Annotated in this window: 18 protein-coding genes, 3 pseudogenes and 1 riboswitch; of the genes and pseudogenes, 20 read left to right on the forward strand and 1 reads right to left on the reverse strand. The window is 56.6% G+C overall.

The genetic code is table 11. The annotated features are described in order from the left end of the window. The 6 genes from CO664_RS31050 to CO664_RS29345 all read left to right on the forward strand — a co-directional run. On the forward strand, nt 1-253 hold a 253-nt coding region (locus CO664_RS31050; protein ID WP_210201053.1), incomplete at its 5' end, for a hypothetical protein. 79 nt (nt 254-332) lie between these two features. Then, complete coding sequence (locus CO664_RS29325) at nt 333-1172, forward strand: transporter substrate-binding domain-containing protein (RefSeq protein WP_097528022.1); 840 nt, start codon at nt 333-335, stop codon at nt 1170-1172. A gap of 50 nt (nt 1173-1222) precedes the next feature. Continuing rightward, a complete protein-coding gene (locus tag CO664_RS29330; RefSeq protein WP_097528011.1) occupies nt 1223-2197 on the forward strand; it encodes an amino acid ABC transporter permease in 975 nt (324 codons plus the stop codon). 77 nt (nt 2198-2274) lie between these two features. Continuing rightward, entirely contained in the window at nt 2275-3024 is a 750-nt protein-coding gene (locus tag CO664_RS29335) for an amino acid ABC transporter ATP-binding protein (RefSeq protein ID WP_097528023.1), read from the forward strand. Between the two features lie 152 nt (nt 3025-3176). Then, on the forward strand, nt 3177-4355 hold the full coding sequence (locus CO664_RS29340) for a Xaa-Pro peptidase family protein (RefSeq protein WP_097528012.1): 1179 nt from the start codon (nt 3177-3179) through the stop codon (nt 4353-4355). A gap of 161 nt (nt 4356-4516) precedes the next feature. After that, nucleotides 4517-5233 (forward strand): hypothetical protein, encoded by a 717-nt coding sequence (locus tag CO664_RS29345; RefSeq protein WP_097528013.1) that lies wholly within the window; start codon nt 4517-4519, stop codon nt 5231-5233. A gap of 359 nt (nt 5234-5592) precedes the next feature. On the opposite strand, the pseudogene CO664_RS29350 reads toward CO664_RS29345, so the two are convergent. Next, nucleotides 5593-6111 (reverse strand): annotated as a pseudogene (locus CO664_RS29350) (hypothetical protein); the annotation flags it as partial. Between the two features lie 96 nt (nt 6112-6207). Here CO664_RS29350 and CO664_RS29355 point away from each other — a divergent pair. The 14 genes and pseudogenes from CO664_RS29355 to CO664_RS29415 form a co-directional block, all read left to right on the forward strand. Continuing rightward, nucleotides 6208-6615, forward strand: a complete 408-nt coding sequence (locus CO664_RS29355; protein ID WP_097528014.1) for a transposase — start codon at nt 6208-6210, stop codon at nt 6613-6615. Continuing rightward, nucleotides 6612-6959, forward strand: a complete 348-nt coding sequence (tnpB, locus tag CO664_RS29360) for an IS66 family insertion sequence element accessory protein TnpB (protein ID WP_097528015.1) — start codon at nt 6612-6614, stop codon at nt 6957-6959. The genes CO664_RS29355 and tnpB overlap by 4 nt, the downstream gene beginning before the upstream one ends. A gap of 68 nt (nt 6960-7027) precedes the next feature. After that, nucleotides 7028-7660 carry an IS66 family transposase zinc-finger binding domain-containing protein gene (locus tag CO664_RS29365; RefSeq protein ID WP_202859974.1) on the forward strand — a complete coding sequence of 211 codons (633 nt, stop codon included), beginning with the start codon at nt 7028-7030 and terminating at the stop codon, nt 7658-7660. A 115-nt stretch (nt 7661-7775) separates the two neighbouring features. Then, nucleotides 7776-8310, forward strand: a pseudogene (locus tag CO664_RS31780) (IclR family transcriptional regulator C-terminal domain-containing protein); the annotation flags it as partial. Between the two features lie 445 nt (nt 8311-8755). Beyond that, on the forward strand, nt 8756-9889 hold the full coding sequence (locus CO664_RS29375) for a serine hydrolase domain-containing protein (RefSeq protein WP_097528016.1): 1134 nt from the start codon (nt 8756-8758) through the stop codon (nt 9887-9889). Between the two features lie 453 nt (nt 9890-10342). Further along, entirely contained in the window at nt 10343-11941 is a 1599-nt protein-coding gene (locus CO664_RS29380) for an ABC transporter substrate-binding protein (RefSeq protein ID WP_097528017.1), read from the forward strand. Nucleotides 11942-12833: 892 nt separating this feature from the next. Beyond that, entirely contained in the window at nt 12834-13775 is a 942-nt protein-coding gene (locus CO664_RS29385) for an ABC transporter permease (RefSeq protein ID WP_097528018.1), read from the forward strand. Nucleotide 13776: 1 nt separating this feature from the next. Then, nucleotides 13777-14658: an ABC transporter permease gene (locus tag CO664_RS29390; protein ID WP_097528019.1), complete on the forward strand. Its 882-nt coding sequence runs from the start codon at nt 13777-13779 to the stop codon at nt 14656-14658. A gap of 1 nt (nt 14659) precedes the next feature. Beyond that, nucleotides 14660-15667 (forward strand): ABC transporter ATP-binding protein, encoded by a 1008-nt coding sequence (locus CO664_RS29395; RefSeq protein WP_097528020.1) that lies wholly within the window; start codon nt 14660-14662, stop codon nt 15665-15667. After that, nucleotides 15664-16710, forward strand: a complete 1047-nt coding sequence (locus CO664_RS29400) for a dipeptide ABC transporter ATP-binding protein (protein WP_234819711.1) — start codon at nt 15664-15666, stop codon at nt 16708-16710. Before CO664_RS29395 ends, CO664_RS29400 begins: the two co-directional genes overlap by 4 nt. Nucleotides 16711-17036: 326 nt before the next feature. After that, nucleotides 17037-18203, forward strand: a complete 1167-nt coding sequence (locus CO664_RS29405; protein ID WP_097528021.1) for a M20 aminoacylase family protein — start codon at nt 17037-17039, stop codon at nt 18201-18203. A gap of 60 nt (nt 18204-18263) precedes the next feature. Further along, a complete protein-coding gene (locus CO664_RS30920; protein WP_176536710.1) occupies nt 18264-18473 on the forward strand; it encodes a hypothetical protein in 210 nt (69 codons plus the stop codon). Continuing rightward, nucleotides 18446-18536: riboswitch (glycine riboswitch) on the forward strand. It overlaps the preceding gene by 28 nt. 145 nt (nt 18537-18681) lie before the next feature. Then, the gene (locus tag CO664_RS29410; protein ID WP_097528024.1) at nt 18682-19935 is read left to right on the forward strand and encodes a D-amino acid dehydrogenase; all 1254 of its coding nucleotides are present in this window, start codon (nt 18682-18684) and stop codon (nt 19933-19935) included. Nucleotides 19936-19948: 13 nt separating this feature from the next. Then, nucleotides 19949-20245 (forward strand): annotated as a pseudogene (locus tag CO664_RS29415) (malate synthase G); the annotation flags it as partial.

Raw genomic sequence — 20245 nt, forward strand, 5'->3', positions numbered from 1 at the left:
AACTGCTTTTGCTATGACGTCCTCGATCTCGGCCACCGGTAAGGCCCCGCCTCTTGCAAGTATTGGCTCTGTCGACAAATGGAGCGAGAATCTCACAGGGGCTGTTGCCTCTGGGGGGGCCTACTGCGGCAATGAAACATGCCGATCGAGATGGGCGCTTGGCGCGGATGCCGATGCATTTCAAACGAAGCCATTTTTGAAGCGGCCATTGCGGCAGCGACTGGATTTTGACGCAACGAACCCATCATCGTGAACTATCAATGATAATCCACAAATAATGCCTACGGGTAGGTGGATTATCGGACCAACAAATAAAGCAAAGGGGAATGAAGATGAATTGGCCTCTGAAAACGTTCACTCGGCCGGCGACTGCAGCGATCGCATTTGCGTCATTGACTTTCGCTATTTCCGCCCACGCGGGAGAAGTGCTCGATCGCGTCCTGGCAAAAAAAACGCTGACAGTGGCGACAAGCGCCAACTGGCATCCCGCCTCGTTTATGAATGAAAAGGGGGAGCTGGACGGCTTTGATGTCGAAGTCGCCAAAGGCGTTGCTAAGCATATGGGTGCCGAAGCTAAATTCGTAACCCCCGGTTGGGATATCATCACCTCAGGAATATGGGAAGGTCGGTGGGATCTTGCCATGGGTCAGATGACGCCGACGGCGCCGCGTGCCAAGTTATTCGACTTTCCAGCTGTGTACATCTGGGGCAACACAGTTGCAGTCGTTCATAAGGATAGCAAAGCTAGTAAACCTTCCGATCTTGATGGCAAGGTGATGGGCGTTCCTGCCGGATCTTCGGAAGAAAACTACCTGAAACACACACTCGAAATTTATAACGCCCCACCGATAAAGTACGAATTCGCGCCGGGGGAGGTAAAAAGTTATGATAGCGGCTCCGCCGCAAGAGATGACCTACGTCTCGGCGACGGCGTTCGTCTCGACGGCCTGCTCGATGAGGAGTTGGCTGCAAAGGCGGCAATTGAAGCCGGATATCCATTTAAGATTATCGGTAGTTCACTCGTGTCGACACCAGCTGTAATTGCCGTGCTTCATGGCGATAAGGAATTCAGCGACAAGGTTGCGGCAGCCGTCAAGAGCATGAGGGAGGACGGCACACTCTCCAAGCTTTCGATCAAGTGGTACGGTTCAGACTACACTGCCCAAAAATAACCTTGCAGCGGCCTAGGCTCGCTTGGGCCGCTTCTTAGGGAGGATTTCTTATGCTTTATCCCGATACGGTCGAATCGGACGTGCTCGTCCATAAGCCTTGGTTTGTTGCCGCCATCTTTGCACTAGTGCTCGTGGCCTTCATGACCTTCAACCTTACAAGCACCACATTGGGCGAACTCATGCGTCCAGTTATAGGCAACCCCTTGGAAAGCGGCCTGTATGGGAGATTCGCGATTGCATTTACAATCGCGGTTATGTTCTGCCTCAATCTAGTGCTAATAGGCTTTGTCCCATTGCGAGTTCAAATTGGCGTAGTGTGGTTTGAGCTGCTTATTCTTTTCATTGGATTTTTCAATCTATTCAATCTGAGCCTGCCTTTTATATGGGACAAACTGCCGCTCTTGATTTCGCAAGGGGTGATTACGACGCTATATGTGTCAGCGCTCTCCCTGTTGTTCGCGTCAATGATTGGAATAGTGGCCGCCATAGCGAAGCTATCAACCAACGGGTTTGCATACGGCCTCGCAAGTTTCTACACGTCGTTCTTTCGTGGCCTGCCGCTTTTGATGCAAATCTACCTGATCTATCTCGGCCTACCGCAATTAGGAATTGTCATTAACGCCGTCCCTTCAGGAATTTTGGCGCTGTCTCTGTGCATTGGCGCCTATATGACGGAAATCTTCAGATCTGGTATTGCAAGCATTGATCGTGGTCAGTGGGAAGCTTCCCGGTCGATGGGATTTGGCTTTATTCTGACTATGCGCAGGATTATCCTTCCGCAGGCGCTCCCGGTCATTATCCCACCAATGGGAAACACGTTCATTGGGATGCTAAAGGACAGTTCGCTCGTCTCGGTTCTTGGGGTGTGGGAGTTGACTTTCCTCGCTCGCACGATCGGCCAACCGACCTTCCACCATATGGAAATGCTAATTGCTGCAGCGTTTATATATTGGATTCTATCTGCCTGTCTCGAACTGATCCAAGGCAGAATTGAACGTCACTACGGAAGGAGCAAGGTGCGATGAGCGCGAGCAACATGGAGCGGCTAAAAAATGTCCTCAATGAGAGCCACGAGCCGGACGCAGCAGGAGTGTTGTCCTTAATGCCAACTTCTTCTGACAAAATCATCGAGGCTACGAACGTTTCCAAGTGGTACGGCACCTTCAGAGCACTGACTGACGTCAATCTTACAGTGCGTAAGGGCGAACGCATCGTCATCTGCGGCCCCTCCGGATCAGGGAAATCGACGCTGATCCGCTGCTTCAACCGGCTCGAGGCGCACCAGGAGGGCGAGATCACCGTCAATGGGATCCGATTGCATAACAAAATGCACGATGTGACCGAGGTGCGCAAGAATGTCGGCATGGTGTTCCAACACTTCAACCTTTTTCCCCACATGACAGCTCTGATGAACTGTATGGCGGGTCCAATGTGGATCAAAGGCGTGTCCGAAGCCGAAGCCAAGAAAACGGCCTTGAAGTTCCTCGAGCGCGTGCGCATTCCAGAACAGGCGAACAAATATCCTGTCCAGCTATCGGGTGGACAGCAGCAGCGCGTCGCCATCGCCCGCTCGCTATGCATGGAGCCGGCCATCATGCTGTTCGACGAACCCACCTCCGCGCTCGACCCGGAAATGGTGTCGGAGGTGCTCGAGACGATGACGAGCTTGGCGCGCGATGGCATGACCATGGTATGCGTCACCCACGAGATGGGCTTTGCCCGCGCCGTCGCCGACCGGGTGGTCTTCATGGACGCTGGCCGGATTGTCGAGGAAGCAACTCCGAAAGACTTCTTCACCAACCCCCAGCACGATAGAACCAAGCTTTTCCTCAGCCAAATCTTGCAGCACTGACTGGCTCGTGGCGTCAGTCGTCCGTCGGGCCAGAACCTGGAAGCTTCGCGAAACGCATTTCGCGCGCCTTCTCTGCGGAATCGCGGCCGGAGGAACAGCTGGGACCGCCTTCTTCACCCTAGGACCGTTTTCTCAAAATAGGGAGTAAGACAATGCCGATCTGCAAAGGCCCCCAAGCCTTCCCAAGGGCGGAGTTTCTACGTCGGCTTTCCGCCGCTAAGTCGGAGATGGCTCGGCGAGGCGTTGAGGCGCTTATAGTATTTAATACGCATAACATAACGTATCTCACAGGGTATACTACTCCATCAGGCTACGTGCCTGAGGGAATCATTGTTTTGCTTCACGAGGAAGAACCCATTTTCATCCTGCGTCAGATGGATGCCCCCGCAGCAATCCACCAAACGTTCATGAGCCGTGACCGAATAGTCGCGTATCCGGAAACTCTGATCGGTACTCCAGAAAAAAATGGCTACGATGCAATTATCGATTTCATGTACGAAAAGGGTCTCGAAGCCGGAGGAATAGGGCTCGAACTCGGAGAGCTGCGCTTCCACGCGGTGACGAAGTTCCGGTCCCGTTTCTCTGATGCAAGAATTGAGGATTGTACACACCTCGTGACGTGGATACGGATCATCAAGTCAGACCTCGAGATCGCCATCATGCGCGAGGCTGCTGCGATCACGGACGCTGCGATGCAACGGGCAGCTGAAGTGATACGTATCGGTGTACGCGAGGCCGACGCCGTCGCCGAAATTGCGGCGGCGCTTGCACGGGGCGCGAATGGCAAGCCAGGTACATATATCCCGGAGATCACCCTTGTCTCCTCTCCACGAACGGGAACGGCTCACATTCGTTGGAGCGAGGACTTATTCCGCAAGGAATCACAGATCAATATCGAGATCGCTGGTGTCCGGCACGGCTACACTGTTCCGCTAATGCGGACCTTCTCAATCGGTGAGCCCTCGGAGCGTCTTCAGCGGGTTCACGATGCGCACCTCGCCGGTTTGGAAGCAGCTCTGGAAACCATCCGGCCTGGGCGTAGCTGCAGCGATGTCTCAGCAGCATTCCACCGGATTTATAAAAAGCATGGCCTGAAGAAAGAGTCCCGCTGTGGTTACGCCAATGGGATCGGTTGGATAGAGCCTACTGCAAGCTTTCAAAAGGGGGACATGACTGAATTGAAGCCGAACATGACCTTTCATCTTATGTTGGGCAACTGGTTCGACGAGGATTTTGGCTACATGTTCAGCGAGTCAATTCGCGTCACAGAATCAGGAGTCGAGGTGCTGACCAACACACCACGCAGAGTCGTCACTATCTCAGACGCATAGCTCTGAATGGGCAGCACGGCAACTTACGGTCATCGATGAGTTGAGGTCCGCCGGTATACTGTTGCTAATCCGCCGAATGCGCACGAGGGTTACCGTTTCGTGTCAAGTTAGACGATGTTTGAAAACAGTACAGCTTATTGGCAGGAAGGAGCCGCACCCAAATGTCTTCTCAAGGCAGTACCGTTCTTGGAATACTTGAGCTGGACGAAGGCCTGTCGCCTGACGACCCGGCTTATCTTCCGCGTGAAGAATCGCTCTTCCATCCAGCAACCTTTAATCGGCCCATAATTACCGAAATGGTGGAGAGTGCTTTTGCCGAGGTTGTCATTCGGGGTGACGCTTCGCTAGAAGGCGCCTGTGTGGCTGCCGCCCGGCGCCTCGTCGATCGAGGTGCCGACGTGATCACTGCTGACTGCGGCTTTATGATTCGTCATCAAGCAGCGATCTCTGCAGCGGTCGATGTGCCGGTCGTGACCTCAAGCCTGCTTCTCGTTCATGCTCTGCTGCGTCAGTTAGCCCCTGCAAAAAAGCTAGCCGTAATAACAGCTGACTCACGGCATTGCACCGAAGACCTACTGGGCATACATCAAGCTTTCGATCGGAAGCGCGTAGTCATCGGGGGAATTCAAGATGGGATATACGTACGCAACGCTTTAGCCCGCCCACTCGTGCGAACGGACGTCGAGCAGATCGAACAGGAGGTTGGCGGCTGCATCGCGCGACTCCGCATCGAGCATCCCGAGATTGCTTTGATACTCTTCGAGTGCACCGGTTTCCCGGTTGTGACAAATACTCTTCGGCGAAAGACAGGGTTGCCGATCTATGACATCACGGACCTTTGCAAACTGACCCTTTCGACGGTTGGCATCCGCGGTTGACGTGCAAAGCTTTTGTTGAATGCGAAATCCGATACAAGCGACGAAACGCTACGGTTCGACCTGCAGGGTCCGGCGCGAGAAGCTTACGCCGAGCGGTACGATTGACGCATCAGGATAGAAAATAATCGAGCCGCGGTGCCGAATAGCCCCGCGGCTCACCCTCTCGTAGCATCCTCACTTAGGTCTTCATGACCGCGCTGTCCTAGATAAACCCTGAGGTACGCCCGTACGCCGACGACGTGCTGCAGCTTGTTCGTTCATTTGCGGAATCGCCGTTGTGTTCGACGGTCGTTGAGTTGCGTTTGCGATCCAGTCGCTTGCGTCACATGCAGCGCGAGCAGCCTGCATTTCCGCCTGGGTTAGACGCGCTCAAGCGCGACCGCAATCCCTGGCCCCACCCCGATGCACATGGTAGCCAGTGCGTACCTGCCCTTGCGCAGCGAGAGTTCGAGCGCTCCCGTACCTGAGATGCGGGCGCCCGACATGCCGAGCGGATGTCCAAGCGCGATCGCTCCGCCGTTCGGGTTCACGCGCGCGTCGTTGTCGGCAATGCCAAGGTCGCGAAGCGTGGCGATGCCTTGGGACGCGAAGGCTTCATTGAGCTATGACGTCGAACTGGTCGGCAGTGAGACCGAGACGGGCCGCGCCAGCCGATCGTGGTGTCGTAGATCTCCGCGTTGCGGGAGCAAGCGGTCTCGGCCTTCGGCATGACAAAAGGCGCGCGGCTCATGCTGTCCACGCCGCCGGCGATCATCAGCTCGGCTTCCCCAGACTTGACGGCGGGCGACCGCGATGACAGCGTCCATGCCGGAACCGCAAAGACGGTTCATTGTGGTGCCCGTTACTGTGACAGGGAGACCAGCCAGAAGCAGAGACATGGTAAGCGTCCGGTGAAGCAGCCTTTGAGATTTTGCCCCGTGCGCTGAAGTTACGTCGCTAATTCCGTAGTTAGCGACGTAACGAAGGGTGAACTTATGGGGCGAGTTGAATTTCTGACGGGCGTCGAGCGCCGCCCTATCTGGACGCACGAGGACAAGCTTCGGATTCTGGACGAGGTGGAGACGAGCGGCTCTGGCGTCGCCGAGATTGCCCGCCGGCACGACATCCTCCCGCAGCAAATTTACACCTCGCGCAAGAAGCTTGGCCGGGATAACAGGCCGCCGGGTGGATCAGGCGTGACGTTGTTGCCGGTGGCGCTGATTGGGTCGAATGCGGATGGCGAAACGGATCGAGCCGCGGCAGCAGAATGGCTCGCACCAAAACGATCGGCAAAACCGTCGCGCATCGAGATCGGCTGCAAAGGTGGCCGCATCCTGAAGGTCGATGCCTCGATCGCGCCGGAAACACTGAAGGCCCTGATCCGATCGATGGAAGAAGCATGATGGGACCGGGTGCGAATGCGCGCGTCTATCTCGCCTGCGGGGTGACCGACATGCGCAAGGGGATCGACGGACTGACGGCACTTGTGCAGACGGCGCTGCGGCAAAAGCCGGCGTCCGGATCGGTGTTCGTCTTTCGCGGGCGTCGCGGCAACCGGATCAAGCTTCTGTTCTGGGATGGCCAGGGCTTCTGCAGCTATTACAAGGTCCTGGAGAAAGGCCGCTTTCCGTGGCCCTCGGCTGCCGATGGCATGGCCCGGCTGACGGCGGCGCAACTGGCGATGCTTTGGGAAGGGATCGACTGGCGGCGGCCGTCATGGACGTCTGCGCCGACGCGTGTCGCATAGGACAAAAATCCAATCTTTCCATTGTGATAGCTGGTGAGCTGAGGCCAAATCAGCTATACGTTCCGGCCATGGGACAGAGCCTTTCCGACTTGCCGGATGACGTCGAGAGCCTGCGCGCGATCATCGCCGCACAGGCCGAGGAACTGGCGCGTCAAAGCCAGAAGCTGCGCTCGCGCGACACTTTGATCGAGAAGCTGAAGGCCCAGCTTGCCGTTCTGCGACGGGCCCGCTTCGGTGCCTCGTCGGAGAAGATCGAACGCTCGATCGCGCAGCTTGAGCTGGCGTTGGAAGACATCGAGGCGGCGGAGGCCGAGATCGAGGTCTCTGCGCGTGGCGTCTCTGGCAGCCGAGAAAAGGCGAAGCCGAGCCGTCAACCATTGCCGGATCATCTGCCGCGACAGGAGGTCGTGCACCAGGCGGCTTGCGCCTGCCCGGTCTGCGGTGGCTCCGACTTCAATGGGGAGGCCGTCACCGAGGTGCTCGACTATGTCCCAGCCTCCTTCCGGGTCGTACGCCATGTGCAGCCGCGCTTCACCTGCAAGGGCTGTGACAACGACGTCAAGCCAACGATGCCGTCCCTGCCGATCGAGCGCGGCAAACCGGGACCGGGGCTGGTCGCGCATGTGCTCACCGCCAAATATTGCGATCATCTTCCACTCTACCGGCAGTCGGAGATTTATGCGCGGTCCCTGGGGCGATGAGACGCCGCCCGCCGTCTCCTACTTCTACAGTCCGGATCGCAAGGGCGAGCATCCGAAGGCCCATCTCGCAGACTTCTCGGGCACGTTTCGAACGTGCCCTGCGGCACGAGCTCTAGTGCTCCGGCTTGGCACCGGCTGCCTGGCAGCGATGCCTCTGCCGCGAATCGCTCAGCCGTTCCTCGATCTGCTTTCGGAAGAGATCGGGCAGAGCACATCGGTATCCATCCTCGACGAAACCGAGATCGTGTACATAGCCCGCGCGGCCCAACGCCGGGTGATCTTGAAAACATTGATGCCGGGCTCGCGCCTGCCTGCATATTGTACTTCTATGGGACGCGTGCTCCTCGCAGCCGCTGGGGAGGAAACGACCCTTCGACTGCTTCGGGCATCGCAGCTGATTGCTCGGACAGAGTACACGGTGACGAACGTTGATACGTTGTTGGCAGAGATCGCAAAGTGAATGAGCGCGGTTTTGCATCCATCAATCAGGAAGAATCGGGCTGTGCGCGCTTGCAGTCCCTCTGAAAGGGGCCAACGGAAAGACCTTGGCCGCCCTCAATGTCGGTCTCGCGGCAGGCAAGACAAGCATGGCGGAAATCGAGCGGATGTATCTGCCACCCTTGCTCCGAACATCCCGCCCGTTCTTATAGATCGGGATGGTGAGGTTTAATGGGACCACTCCCACGCCACCCGCCACCCGCCTTCCGCGATCATTCCGTCCAACGCCCTCTGCCTGTCGCGGGAATACGGGATGCTCGTCTGCTGAAAAGCGCCTAAGTCGTCGAGGATCAAACAGTCGGTGTGGGCTTGGGGAGAACAGTCTCACGAACAGCGCAGCCTGACACCGGCGCCCCTTCGACTCATCTATGTAGCGCGCCAGGTGTTCCGGCGGCGGGGCGCACGATTTCATTAGGTGCTGCGCCGTCGAAGAGCTGCAGCCGCGCTTGTCGTGGATAGACGACGCCGCCTATTTCATGCCGACCCGGTTGGGGCCGTGGCCATTGCAACAGTTAGCGCACTTTGACGAAAACTCAGCTCGCTTACTTGTTATCGATTGTCAGTCTTACACTGCGCGCAAAATCCGGAGGAAATGCTGTGAGCGAGACCAACCCAGACCTGACAGTAGGTGCAGACAACAAGCCCCGTTGGAACCAGCCAGACTATCGCCGACACGGCTTTCACAACTTGCATCGTCTCGCGCGCTACGGCCTGAGCTTTCGCGCCGCCCGGGTAATGCCGCTCCGCAGATGCATGGATCTCCGCATCGCCGAAATGGAGGCGGTCCGTCAATTGACCTCGCTTCCGTGGTTTTCCGCCATGACCGTCATCCGGGGCGATGAACTTCTATTCGAGCGCTACGCGCCGGATTTCGGTCCAACTCGTCCGCACAGCATCCAATCAATCAGCAAGACGATGATGAACCTAGTGATCGGCCTCTTGCTGGACGAAAATAAAATTGATCTGAATCATAGGGTTGACCACTATCTACCGTGGATCAGGAGCGGTTATGCCACTGCGACGGTCCAGCAGGTCATGGACATGGATGTCGCCAATGATTACAGTGAGGACTACACCAATCCATATGCTACTATCTTTGCGCACGAGGAGGCCATGGGCTGGCGATTGCCGGCCGAACCCGGGCGCGAGCATACCATGCGCAGCTTTCTGGCAACCATAAGCTCGCCGGACACGACCAACCGTAAAGGCTTCGTCGATTATAAGTCCGCCAACACGGATGTGCTCGCGATGATTGCTGAAGTGGTGAGCGGCCGGCCGATGCGTTCCTATCTAGCGGACATTGCTGACGCGGCAGGGATTGAGGGCTGTCTATATACAACTACGGATCGGGAGGGCTTCCCAACAATGGATGGGGGGGTGTGTCTCACAGCGCGCGACTTGGCGCGATACGGTTCGCTCCTTGTAAGACGTGGAAAAGGTATTGATGACCAGCGGATAGGCAGCGCCTCCTTTATCGAGGGCTCTTTGCAGGCCGGAATCCCTATGTCTCCGCCCCGGGAGCATCTACGCTACAGCAATCAAACGAACACCGACGGCCGTTGGCTGGGGCATGGTGGCTATGGCGGCCAGTACATGATTGCGGACCTCACGAGCGGTGTGGTGGGCGTCTTCTTCAGCGTGCTGGAGAATGCGGCAGCCTACGATTCAAACTACTACGTTCCGATCATCAAGATGCTGGGAGACATCGGCCGATTGGATTTCGATGCCTAGGCGTCTTCAATTCCGGCATTAGCTCCGTCACACGCGTTCTCCCTTCTGACTGACGTTGAATGTCATAATCTGGGCCTCTTCGAACTCGTCTTCAAGGGCCGCATTCGGCACGGAGGCGGTCGTAGAAACGTGCTACGGGACGTGAAAGCACGAGCATGCATGTTCCTCGTACGCTCTTGCTCACACTCCCCGAATGGGACGTGGGTTGAGCCGATTTTAAGATTGGCCTCATGAGATCAGCGGAGCCCTGTGCATTTCAAAGAACGCTGCTCTTTAGGGCTTTTCCTTCAACCGTCGGTGAATTTTGGCGCAAACGTTCCGCCCCCAGTCATTACGCTTTCCATAGTCGCCGCTTGAGGGGGCGTTTAGAAGGATCATGCCGCCTCGCTCGCTGCGCCGACAGGACTGAACAAGGGCCGAACAACGGCGCCGTAAACTGGAAGGGGAATAGAAATGACAATCTCTCGCCGCAATGTCCTCAAGATGAGCGTGGCCGCTGGAACAGCCCTAACGATCCCGTCAGTCCTACGGGCACAGTCGGCACCAGCCGATGCGCGGACGGTGCGTATGGTCAAGCAAGATCTTACGGTCTTTGACCCGTACAGTACAACGACCAATACCACAACCGACCACGGATTTGCCGTATACGACACTCTGTTTTCGCTTGATTCCAAATTTATGCCACAGCCGCAAATGGTGGCGGAGTGGGGCGTTTCCGACGACAAGAAGACCTACACGTTCGAACTGCGGGACGGCTTGGGCTGGCACGACGGCACCCCCGTCACAGCTGCGGACTGCGTCGCCTCGATTCGCCGCTGGGGGCAGACGTCTGGGGGCCAGTTGGTGATCGAGCGGGCCAGCGACATCTCCAAGAAGGACGACAGGACCTTTACGATCGCACTCAAGGAGCCCCTGGGGCTGCTAATCGACCGGTTGGCGGAGATTACTAATTACCCGCTATTCATTATGCGCGAGAAGGACGCAGATCGCCCCGTCACCGAGCAGGTGACCGCGAATATCGGATCGGGGCCGTTCAAATTCAACCATGATCTTGCCAAGCCGGGCGCGAGCTTCGCCTATGACCGCAATGAGAAGTACGTGCCGCGTAGGGAGCCATCCGATGGATTCGCCGGTGGGAAGGTCGTCAACGTTGATCGTGTATACTGGGAAAATATCGCCGATCAGCAGACCGCGTTCTCAGCCTTGCAGGCTGGTGAAATTGATTTCCTTCCAAGGCCGCAGGCTGACCTTTACTCAGCGATCGAAAGTGACCCCAACCTTGCCCTCCAGGTACTGGATGGCGGAGGCGAGGCAATGTTTTTACGCATGAACTGCCTGCAGAAGCCATTTGACAGTGTGAAAGTGCGTCAAGCGATGCTTCACTTGATCGATCAGGAGGCATTCTTGCGCGTCATGGCCCCCGATCCAAAATATGGCCGTACCCTCACATCGATATTTGGAAACGATACGCCTTATTCCAATGACCAAAACACAGGCTGGTTCAAAAAGGGCGGCGACCTGGAGAAGGCCAGGGAGCTCCTTAAGGAGGCCGGGTATGCTGGCGAGAAAGTGGTCATTCTCCAACCCACGAGTTGGGCGCAAGCCAGCGACGCTTCGCAGCTTCTCGCGGCCTCGCTGCGTAAGATCGGGGTCAATGCTGAACTTGCACCAAGCGACTGGGGCGGTGTTGCTGCGCGGCGGGCGAACAAAGGGCCAGTAGAGAGCGGCGGTTGGAGCATGTTCATCACGAGCACTTCCAATTTCTCGCTCAGCGATCCTATCTCTGCAGCCTACCTAACCGCAGATGGCGAAAAGGGGTGGTACGGTTGGCCGAAGAACGAGGAATATGAGGCCCTTCGATCTAAATGGGCGGAGGTAGAAACGCTGGACGACCGAAGGGCGCTGGCGCGCGAGATGCAAAGGATTTGGTGGGATTTCGTCGGCTTCGGCTTTTTGGGTCAATTTGTTTCGCCAATTGCGCGGCGTAAGTCGCTCACCGGTGTCATTGGCGTTCCTGATTTCATCCTGATGTGGAACATGCAGAAGGCGTGAGGAGCAATGGCGGCCCGCATGCCGCAGGATGGTTCCGAGCACGGGGGCGCCTCGTCCCCGTGCTTCAGACGGCGATGCGGGTGCGCAATTCAATACGGTCCTAGAATGATTGTCGGCATCCGCGAGCGGCTGCCGGCTCAGTTTGTCCAGCAAGCTGCGGGGGACACTCGGCCGCATTCCAGCACCCCGATCGACGACGGAGAAGCGCGCACAGTTGGGGCTATGCGCTATGGCTTGTGGCAAGTAGGCAGTCCGCGGTCCTGCACCCTCGCTTCGGCAAATCAATCACACATTCTTTGTAAACTAGGGATGAGGCGACAACAGCCTTCTTGCGGTTGGCCTGGCGAAGAATTGCCCCCACCAAGCGCTTACTAGCCTAACCTCCTTGTGCGAGGCAGCGTAAGGTTCGAGCACTTATCTTATTTGGTCTACTGGCCGCGGATGACGGACCCTGTACCTTCCGTAAAGGGATGGACAATCGACTGTCGAGTAACCAGTACCCGCGGGCACAAATAATCCCCGCTCCGGTAGGCTGCTGCTCCGGCTCCGGCTTTGAACTTCAATATTTACCAGATTCTGACCTCTGCGCATCAGAACCTCGCTCATTTTGGCGGGAACGCGCCGCTCTCGGCGTCTATGATTTCTATGACGTCGTAGTTCACCGAAAAAGGTCAACTCGGCTTCTCGCGGGAGCGAACAAGGCGCACGTGGTTGCGCGCAAGCAAGGGGAACTGAGCATGAAAGTCTCACGTTGCAATCTCTTTGAGCGGGGATTGTCCGCTGGAGTGGCTTTATCGCTATCTCCCATTCTTCGGGCACAAGCCATGCTAATCGAGGCGCTGCATGCTGGAGTGACGCCGCAGCCGCTGAGGAAGATGCAGAGGGCTTCTGCGTGATGGGTTATATTCTTCGCAGGATGGTTTCTTCGATCGCAGTCATGGCGATGGTCGGGATCTTCGTCTTCCTGCTTCTTAGATTGGCACCGGGCGATCCTGCGGCAATCATTGCCGGCAAATCGGCCACTGCAGAAGTGATTGCAGGCATCCGCCAGCAGATGGGTTTGAACGATCCGATGCTAGTTCAGTTCTTGCGTTGGGTGCGCGGTATGGTCAGCGGCGATTTCGGTACTTCGATCTTTGCCGGGCGGCCGGTTATCGAGCTCATCTTACAGCGGCTGGAACCGACTGTGTCTCTATCCATCCTGACGATGATCCTTTCGGTAACTGTTGGAGTGACTCTAGGGATTCTCGCTGCCTGGCGCACTGGAGCTCTTGTCGATCGCATTCTGATCGCTTTGGCGACACTGGGCTTTTCTGTTCCGGTATTCGTCGTCGGCTTTTTTCTCATCTACTTCTTCGCAATCACCACCCGTTGGCTGCCGGTCCAGGGATACAAGTCGATCGACCAAGACTTGGCGCTGTGGGTTACACACCTCATCCTGCCGACCGTAACTTTGAGCATTCCCTATGTTGCTTTCATCGCCCGAATCGCACGAGCCAGCATGCTCGAGGTTCTGTCGGAAGACTATATGAGAACAGCCGCTGCCAAGGGTGCGTCTTCCTATGCCATGCTATTCCACCATGCACTGAAGAATGCAGGTGTCCCAATCCTTACCGTCACCGGCCTAAGTTTGGCTGGCCTGATCGGCGGCGTCGTCATCACCGAAACCGTGTTCAACATACCGGGTATCGGTCGTTTGGTAGTCGATGCGATCAACAACCGCGATTATCCCATTATTCAAGGCGTGCTTATCCTCGTTTCGGGGCTGTACGTCGTTATCAATCTCGCGGTCGACCTATCTTATACCCTCGTCGACCCTCGGATCCGGTACTAGTATGACGAATCTTTCCGCACCAGTCGAAACAGTCCCAACCGGACGCTTGCGACTATCTAACCTGCCTCGCCTGGCAAGGCGGCATCCGCTAGTGGCTGTGGGCGGGGGCCTTTTGATGCTCCTGATCATTCTAGCTCTCGCTGCTCCGCTTTACGCTGGTGATCCACTGAACATGGATCCATTCAAACGGCTTCAGCCGCCTTCCGCCGATGCGTGGTTTGGCACTGACAATCTCGGCCGTGACGTATTCGCGCGCACCATGTACGGCGCGCAGGTTTCGCTTTTGGTAGGATTAATATCTGCAGCGGGCGCGGCTCTCGGCGGCGTTCTTATCGGGCTCATCTCCGGCTACGTGCGAGCCTTTGACAATATCGTGATGCGGGTCATGGACGGGCTCATGTCCATCCCCACAATCCTGTTGGCAATCGCCCTTATCTCTTTGACAGGGCCAGGAACCGGGATTTTAATTTTCGCCATTACGGTACCTCAGATGCCAAGTGTGACTCGGCTGGTTCGTTCTCTAGCTCTGAGCGTTCGGTGCCGTCCTTATGTCGAAGCCGCCCTTAGCGGCGGAGCGCGCTTGCCGAAGGTGCTTTGGCGGCATATCCTGCCCAGTACAATTCCGCCGTTGATGGTGCAGAGCGCCATCGTCTGCGCAGACGCGATCCTAACAGAAGCTGCACTCAGTTTTCTCGGTGTTGGGGTGCCCCCAGAAATTCCGAGCTGGGGCAACATGATCTCGAGCTCGCGGTTGTACCTCGCAATTGCCCCAATGACGGTTTTTGCCCCCGGCATAGGTCTTGCGATCACGGTTCTTGCCGTCAATCTCCTCGGGGACGGTCTGCGAGATCTGTTCGATCCCCGCGCGAAGCGGAGGCGCTGACATGCAGATGCTTCAAACAGCAACGAACAATGTGCTCCTTGATATTAGAGACCTGGAAACGCATTTCTACGGCGAAGACAGCATTACGCGCGCACTGGGGGGCATTAGCTTCCAGATCAAAAAGGGCGAAACTCTCGGCGTTGTCGGCGAATCGGGGTGCGGAAAAAGCGTCACAGCCCTTTCCATTCTTCGCCTGCTGCCAAGAATGACGGCAAAGACGGTCGGTGGTGAAGTGCGCTTTCACGGACGGGATCTGCTTGGACTTTCCGATCGGGAGATGCGGCAGATCCGTGGCCACCAAATCGCAATGATCTTCCAGGATCCGATGACAAGCCTGAACCCGGTTTACACGGTCGGCCGTCAAATTGCCGAGGCAGTACAGATCCACACGGACGCTTCGCGCTCGGCAGCCATGGAAAAGGCCGAAGAGATGCTCCGGCTGGTACGAATTGCTGATGCCGGCCGACGGGTTCATAACTATCCCCATGAAATGTCGGGTGGCATGCGTCAGCGCACAATGATCGCCATGGCGCTTGCCTGCTCCCCGGAATTGCTGATTGCAGACGAGCCAACTACTGCGCTTGACGTCACAATCCAGGCCCAAATTTTGCGGTTGATCGTGGATCTAAAGGAGCGCACGGGAACGGCCGTGATGTTCATCACCCATGATCTGGGCGTTGTGGCCGAGACATGCCAGCGGGTGATCGTCATGTATGCTGGCAGAATCGTCGAGCAGGCCACGGTAAATGAGCTCTTCGCGCGCCCGGCTCACCCTTACACTCGGGCTTTGATGCGCTCTGTTCCGCATCGGCGGCAAGGTCGACAGCGTCGTCTTCCGGAAATTCCCGGGATCGTGCCAAGCCTGCGTGAGCCCATCATCGGCTGCAGCTTTGCGCCCCGATGCCCGTTCGCAATCGACATCTGCCGCGAGAAGACGCCCGATCTACGTGATGTTATCCCAGGTCACGCAGCGGCCTGCTGGCGTTCTGAAGAGGTAATTAAGGCATGAGCGGTCCGTTGCTGAAAGTTGAGAATCTGACCAAGCATTATCCAATTGGCGCTGGATTGCTGAAGAGGAAAATTCCGGTCGTTCGGGCCGTGGAGGATGTGTCGTTTTCCGTCGAAGCTGGCGAGACGCTCTGCATCGTTGGCGAATCGGGCTGTGGCAAGTCGACAGTGGCCCGGCTGTTGATGCGCCTCATTGAGCCGACAATCGGCCGCGTCATGATCGACGGGACCGACATAGCGAGTCTCAAGAAGGGCGCTCTCCGGACGTTTCGACGTCGAATGCAGATGGTCTTTCAAGATCCTTATTCGTCGCTGAACCCACGTCTCACCGCCAGGCAGATCATCACCGAGCCCGTCGAGAATTTTGAGCGCCTGAGCCGCAAGCAGCGCAACGCACTTGCCGCGGACCTTCTAAAGAAGGTCGGAATGTCGCCCGAGATGATGCACAGGCTGCCATCCGAGATGTCGGGCGGCCAGCGGCAGCGTCTCGGCATTGCGCGAGCGCTTTCTCTTCAACCCTCACTGATCATCGCAGACGAAGCAGTCTCAGCCCTTGACGTGTCGGTGCAGGCACAGATCTTGAACCTGCTCCTGGACCTCCAGCAGCAGATGGGTATCGCCTTCGTGTTCATCTCACATGATCTTGGTGTCGTCCAGCATATCGGCCATCGCGTGGCGGTCATGTATCTGGGGCGGATTGTGGAACTCGCGCCGTCCGAGGCTCTGTTTGCCAAGCCAGTCCACCCCTACACAGAGGCGCTGATCGCCGCAGCGCCCGTGCCTGACCCAACCCGGGTTCGGCTGGAGGCGCTCGTGGAAGGGGAGGTGCCAAGCCCGGTCAACCCGCCAAGCGGTTGCGCGTTCCATCCTCGTTGTCCGCTTGCGGTCGAGCGTTGCCGCGTCGATGTACCGCCTCTGGTTCCAATGGCAGATGGGCGTCTTGTGGCTTGCCATGTGCGCGCGTCAGCAACAGACGTCGTGGTTGATGCCTCACAGCCTAGTGGGCTTACCTCGTTTACTCCAGCTGAAGAGACCAAGGGGTAAATGCTGCAATAGAGAATTTATGGAAAGTCATTCGAAAGGAAGCAAGCTCGAAAAGATCGAACAGGATGGTAGCTTCGATACAGTCGGCCGTCGAAAATCCCAAAAAGGTTGTACTTGGAAGTGACGGTGGATGAGGTCGCAAAGGGTATCCGACAGCCGAAGGATTTGTCGGTCCTCAATCCGGTGTTGAATTCTACGAGAGTGGTTGCGATCAGCCGGTTCGACTCGAGTTACAGCTCTATCCAATCGAGCTACGTCGCACTTCCGCATGAGAGATGCACGGCGAGGTGGCATAGGTTCTAAGAGGTCAAAGGGTTTATGCAAACATGAGAGATATTAACGAATTCCGCGAACTGCAAGGCGAAGTTACTACTTGGCGCCGTTATCTACATGAAAACCCCGAACTTTACTTCCGGGAGTACAATACCGCAAAGTTTGTCGCCGAAAAGCTCGCTGCATTTGGAATAAATCAAATTGAAACCGGAATCGCTGGGACCGGCGTCGTCGCCTTGATCCAGGGAGAAGGCGGCGAGGGGCCCACGATTGGCTTGCGAGCGGATATGGATGCCCTGCCAATAGTCGAGACATCAAATAAGCCTTGGGCCTCAAAAATCTCTGGTGTAATGCACGCCTGCGGCCATGACGGTCATACTGCCATGCTCCTCGGCGCCGCAAAGCATCTTGCGAGGCGCCGCAACTTCAAGGGCTCCGTTGCCCTTATTTTCCAGCCCGCCGAGGAGCCAGAATTTCCAACGGGCGGCTTTAAAATGGTGCAAGAAGGCATCATGGATCGCTTCGGAATCTCGCAGGTTTTTGGGATGCACATCGCCCCGGGCATCGAAGTCGGCAAGTTCGGCATTCGTCATGGTTCGATCATGGGCTCCCAAGATGACTTCGATATCATCGTTAAAGGCCGGGGTGGCCATGCCGCCCATCCATATAGAACTGTCGATCCCGTTGTCATTGCAGCCCAAATCATTATTGGCCTGCAAACCTTGGTATCGCGTAAGACCGATCCCCTGGAGTCGCTGGTAATCTCTATCACCAAGTTAAATGCCGCGCAGGCGTACAATGTCATTCCTGATCAGGTCGGGATCGGCGGGACCGTCAGAACCTCTGAATCCCGCCTCCGGGATTTCGCCGAGCAAGAGATTTTTGCTTCTGCCCAAGGCATTGCGCGAGGCTTCGACGGGGATATTGAGTTCAAATATATCCGATCGGTTCCAGCGACCTTTAATTCCACGGAGGAAACCACTCTAGCGCTCCAGGCGGCGCGCGATCTTGTCGGTTCTGCATCCGTTGACGATAACGTGAAATTTGCCATGGGAGCGGAGGATTTCGCATTCATGCTCGAAGCCCGACCGGGGGCTTACATTTTCCTTGGCAATGGGCCAACACCTGCGTGTCATAGTCCAGCGTTTGACTTCGATGACGAAGCTTTGCCGTATGGGATTGGCTACTGGGTAACGCTGGTCGAGACCGTATTGGGGTGAGCAGAATTCACAGTCTTTGCCAAGGGGGCCAACCCTTACAAGCAGGCCTATGAGCGCGGCGTGAAGCTGATCGGTGCGACGGCGCACTATGTCACCGCCGAGGCCGCACTCATTGCTCCCCTTCATACCTACGGATTCCGCCGCGCGTTTCAAATACCTCCGATTTTTGCCTGTCTTGTTTCAATAAGGCGGCAAAAATCCAGTTTATCGCTGGGCAAGAACATCTATAAATCGGTTGTTCAGCACGCTGTACGGGAGAGATCGGTCTAGCGCCGACGCCGACGGAGCAACCCCCCAAGGAAACTCTCAGGCACAAGTGACCGTACAGTAGGACAATCTGGAGAGAGGTGCCTTTGCGCCCACCGAAGGGGAAAGCGCCCAGCAGGTCATCCGGGCTAAGCTCTCAGGTAAAGGAGACAGATTTGGGGGTCGCCGCAGGTCTATCGGCTTGCACCCATTCTTCTTTCTGGAGTTCCAAATGACGCAGATAATTGTGATTGGCGCCGGCATTACAGGCGTGTCGACTGCCTATGCCCTTTTGATGCAAGGTTATGACGTAACTGTCCTCGAGCGGCAACGCTATGCAGCGATGGAGACTTCGTTTGCAAATGGCGGGCAGTTGTCAGCGAGTAACGCTGAGGTTTGGAATCACTGGTCCACCGTCATTAAAGGCATCAAGTGGATGCTCAAGGCAGACGCTCCGTTGCTCATGAATCCTGCGCCGAACTGGCATAAATACAGTTGGCTAGCCGAATTCGTGTCCAATATTGCAAAGTACCGCGACAACACCGTTGCTACCGCTCGGCTGGCCATATCCGCTCGGCAGCATATGTTTGACATCGCGGACCGCGAAGGCATCGAGTTTGATCACGTAACGCGGGGGATTCTACATATTTACTGGGACAAGCTGGGTTTCGACCACGCAACGAAGGTGAATGGAATGCTCACGGATGGCGGACTCGATCGGCGGCCCGTGACGCCAGAAGAGATCGCGTCTATTGAACCTACGTTGCATGGAAAATTTTACGGCGGCTTTTTCACGCCCTCGGATTCGACCGGCGATATTCACAAATACACCATAGGCTTAGCTAGAGCTTGCGAGAGGTTAGGGGGCACGTTTGAGTACGACGCAATGGTTGCTCGTATCGACCCCCGCGACCGGCTCCGGGTGTCCTATATGGCGCAAAACGGTGAGGGGAAGGGAGTCGAGCAAATCTTGCAGGCCGACGGGATTGTAGTCTGTGCGGGCTCTGCAAGCCGTCAATTTGCAGGGATGCTCGGCGACCGCCTGAACATCTATCCCGTAAAAGGATATTCGATAACGGTACACCTTGACGACGAGCGCTCCCAGTTTGCCGCGCCCTGGGTCAGTTTGCTTGATGACCGAGCAAAGATAGTTACCAGCCGGCTCGGCGATGGCCGCCTTCGAGTGGCGGGCACGGCGGAATTCAATGGCTACAATCGCGACATCAGAGATGATCGGATCAGGCCTTTGGTTGATTGGACCCGTGACCTGTTCCCAGGAGTAAACACAAACCGTGTGGTTCCATGGGCCGGGCTGCGCCCAATGATGCCAAATATGATGCCTCGTGTTGGAAAAGGACGCGCGCCGGGCGTGTTTTACAATACGGGACATGGACATCTTGGCTGGACATTGTCCGCGGCCACGTCCGACGTGCTGGCGCATATCGTTGCTGACAGTCTGCCGGTGGTATCCCGCCATGCCGCGTGAATCTGGAGCGAATATGAATGATGCATTTCGCTCATCCGTCGTTGCAGCCGCTGGGCTAACGCTTGCTCGGGAACTCTATGATTGCGTTTGCGACGAGGCACTACCAGGCACCGACGTCGAGAATGCGACTTTCTGGGCCGACTTTGCGTCCATTGTCGATGACCTGACACCAAGAAATCGCGCCCTTCTCGCGCGGCGTGACGAACTCCAGGCGAAGCTCGATGCCTGGTATAGCGAGCATGGCGCGCCGGTCGATATGGAGGCCTACCAGAACTTCCTCAAAGAGATCGGCTATCTCCTGCCGGAGGGA

The organism is Sinorhizobium sp. NG07B, assembly GCF_002532005.1.
Taxonomy (GTDB): domain Bacteria; phylum Pseudomonadota; class Alphaproteobacteria; order Rhizobiales; family Rhizobiaceae; genus Sinorhizobium; species Sinorhizobium fredii_C.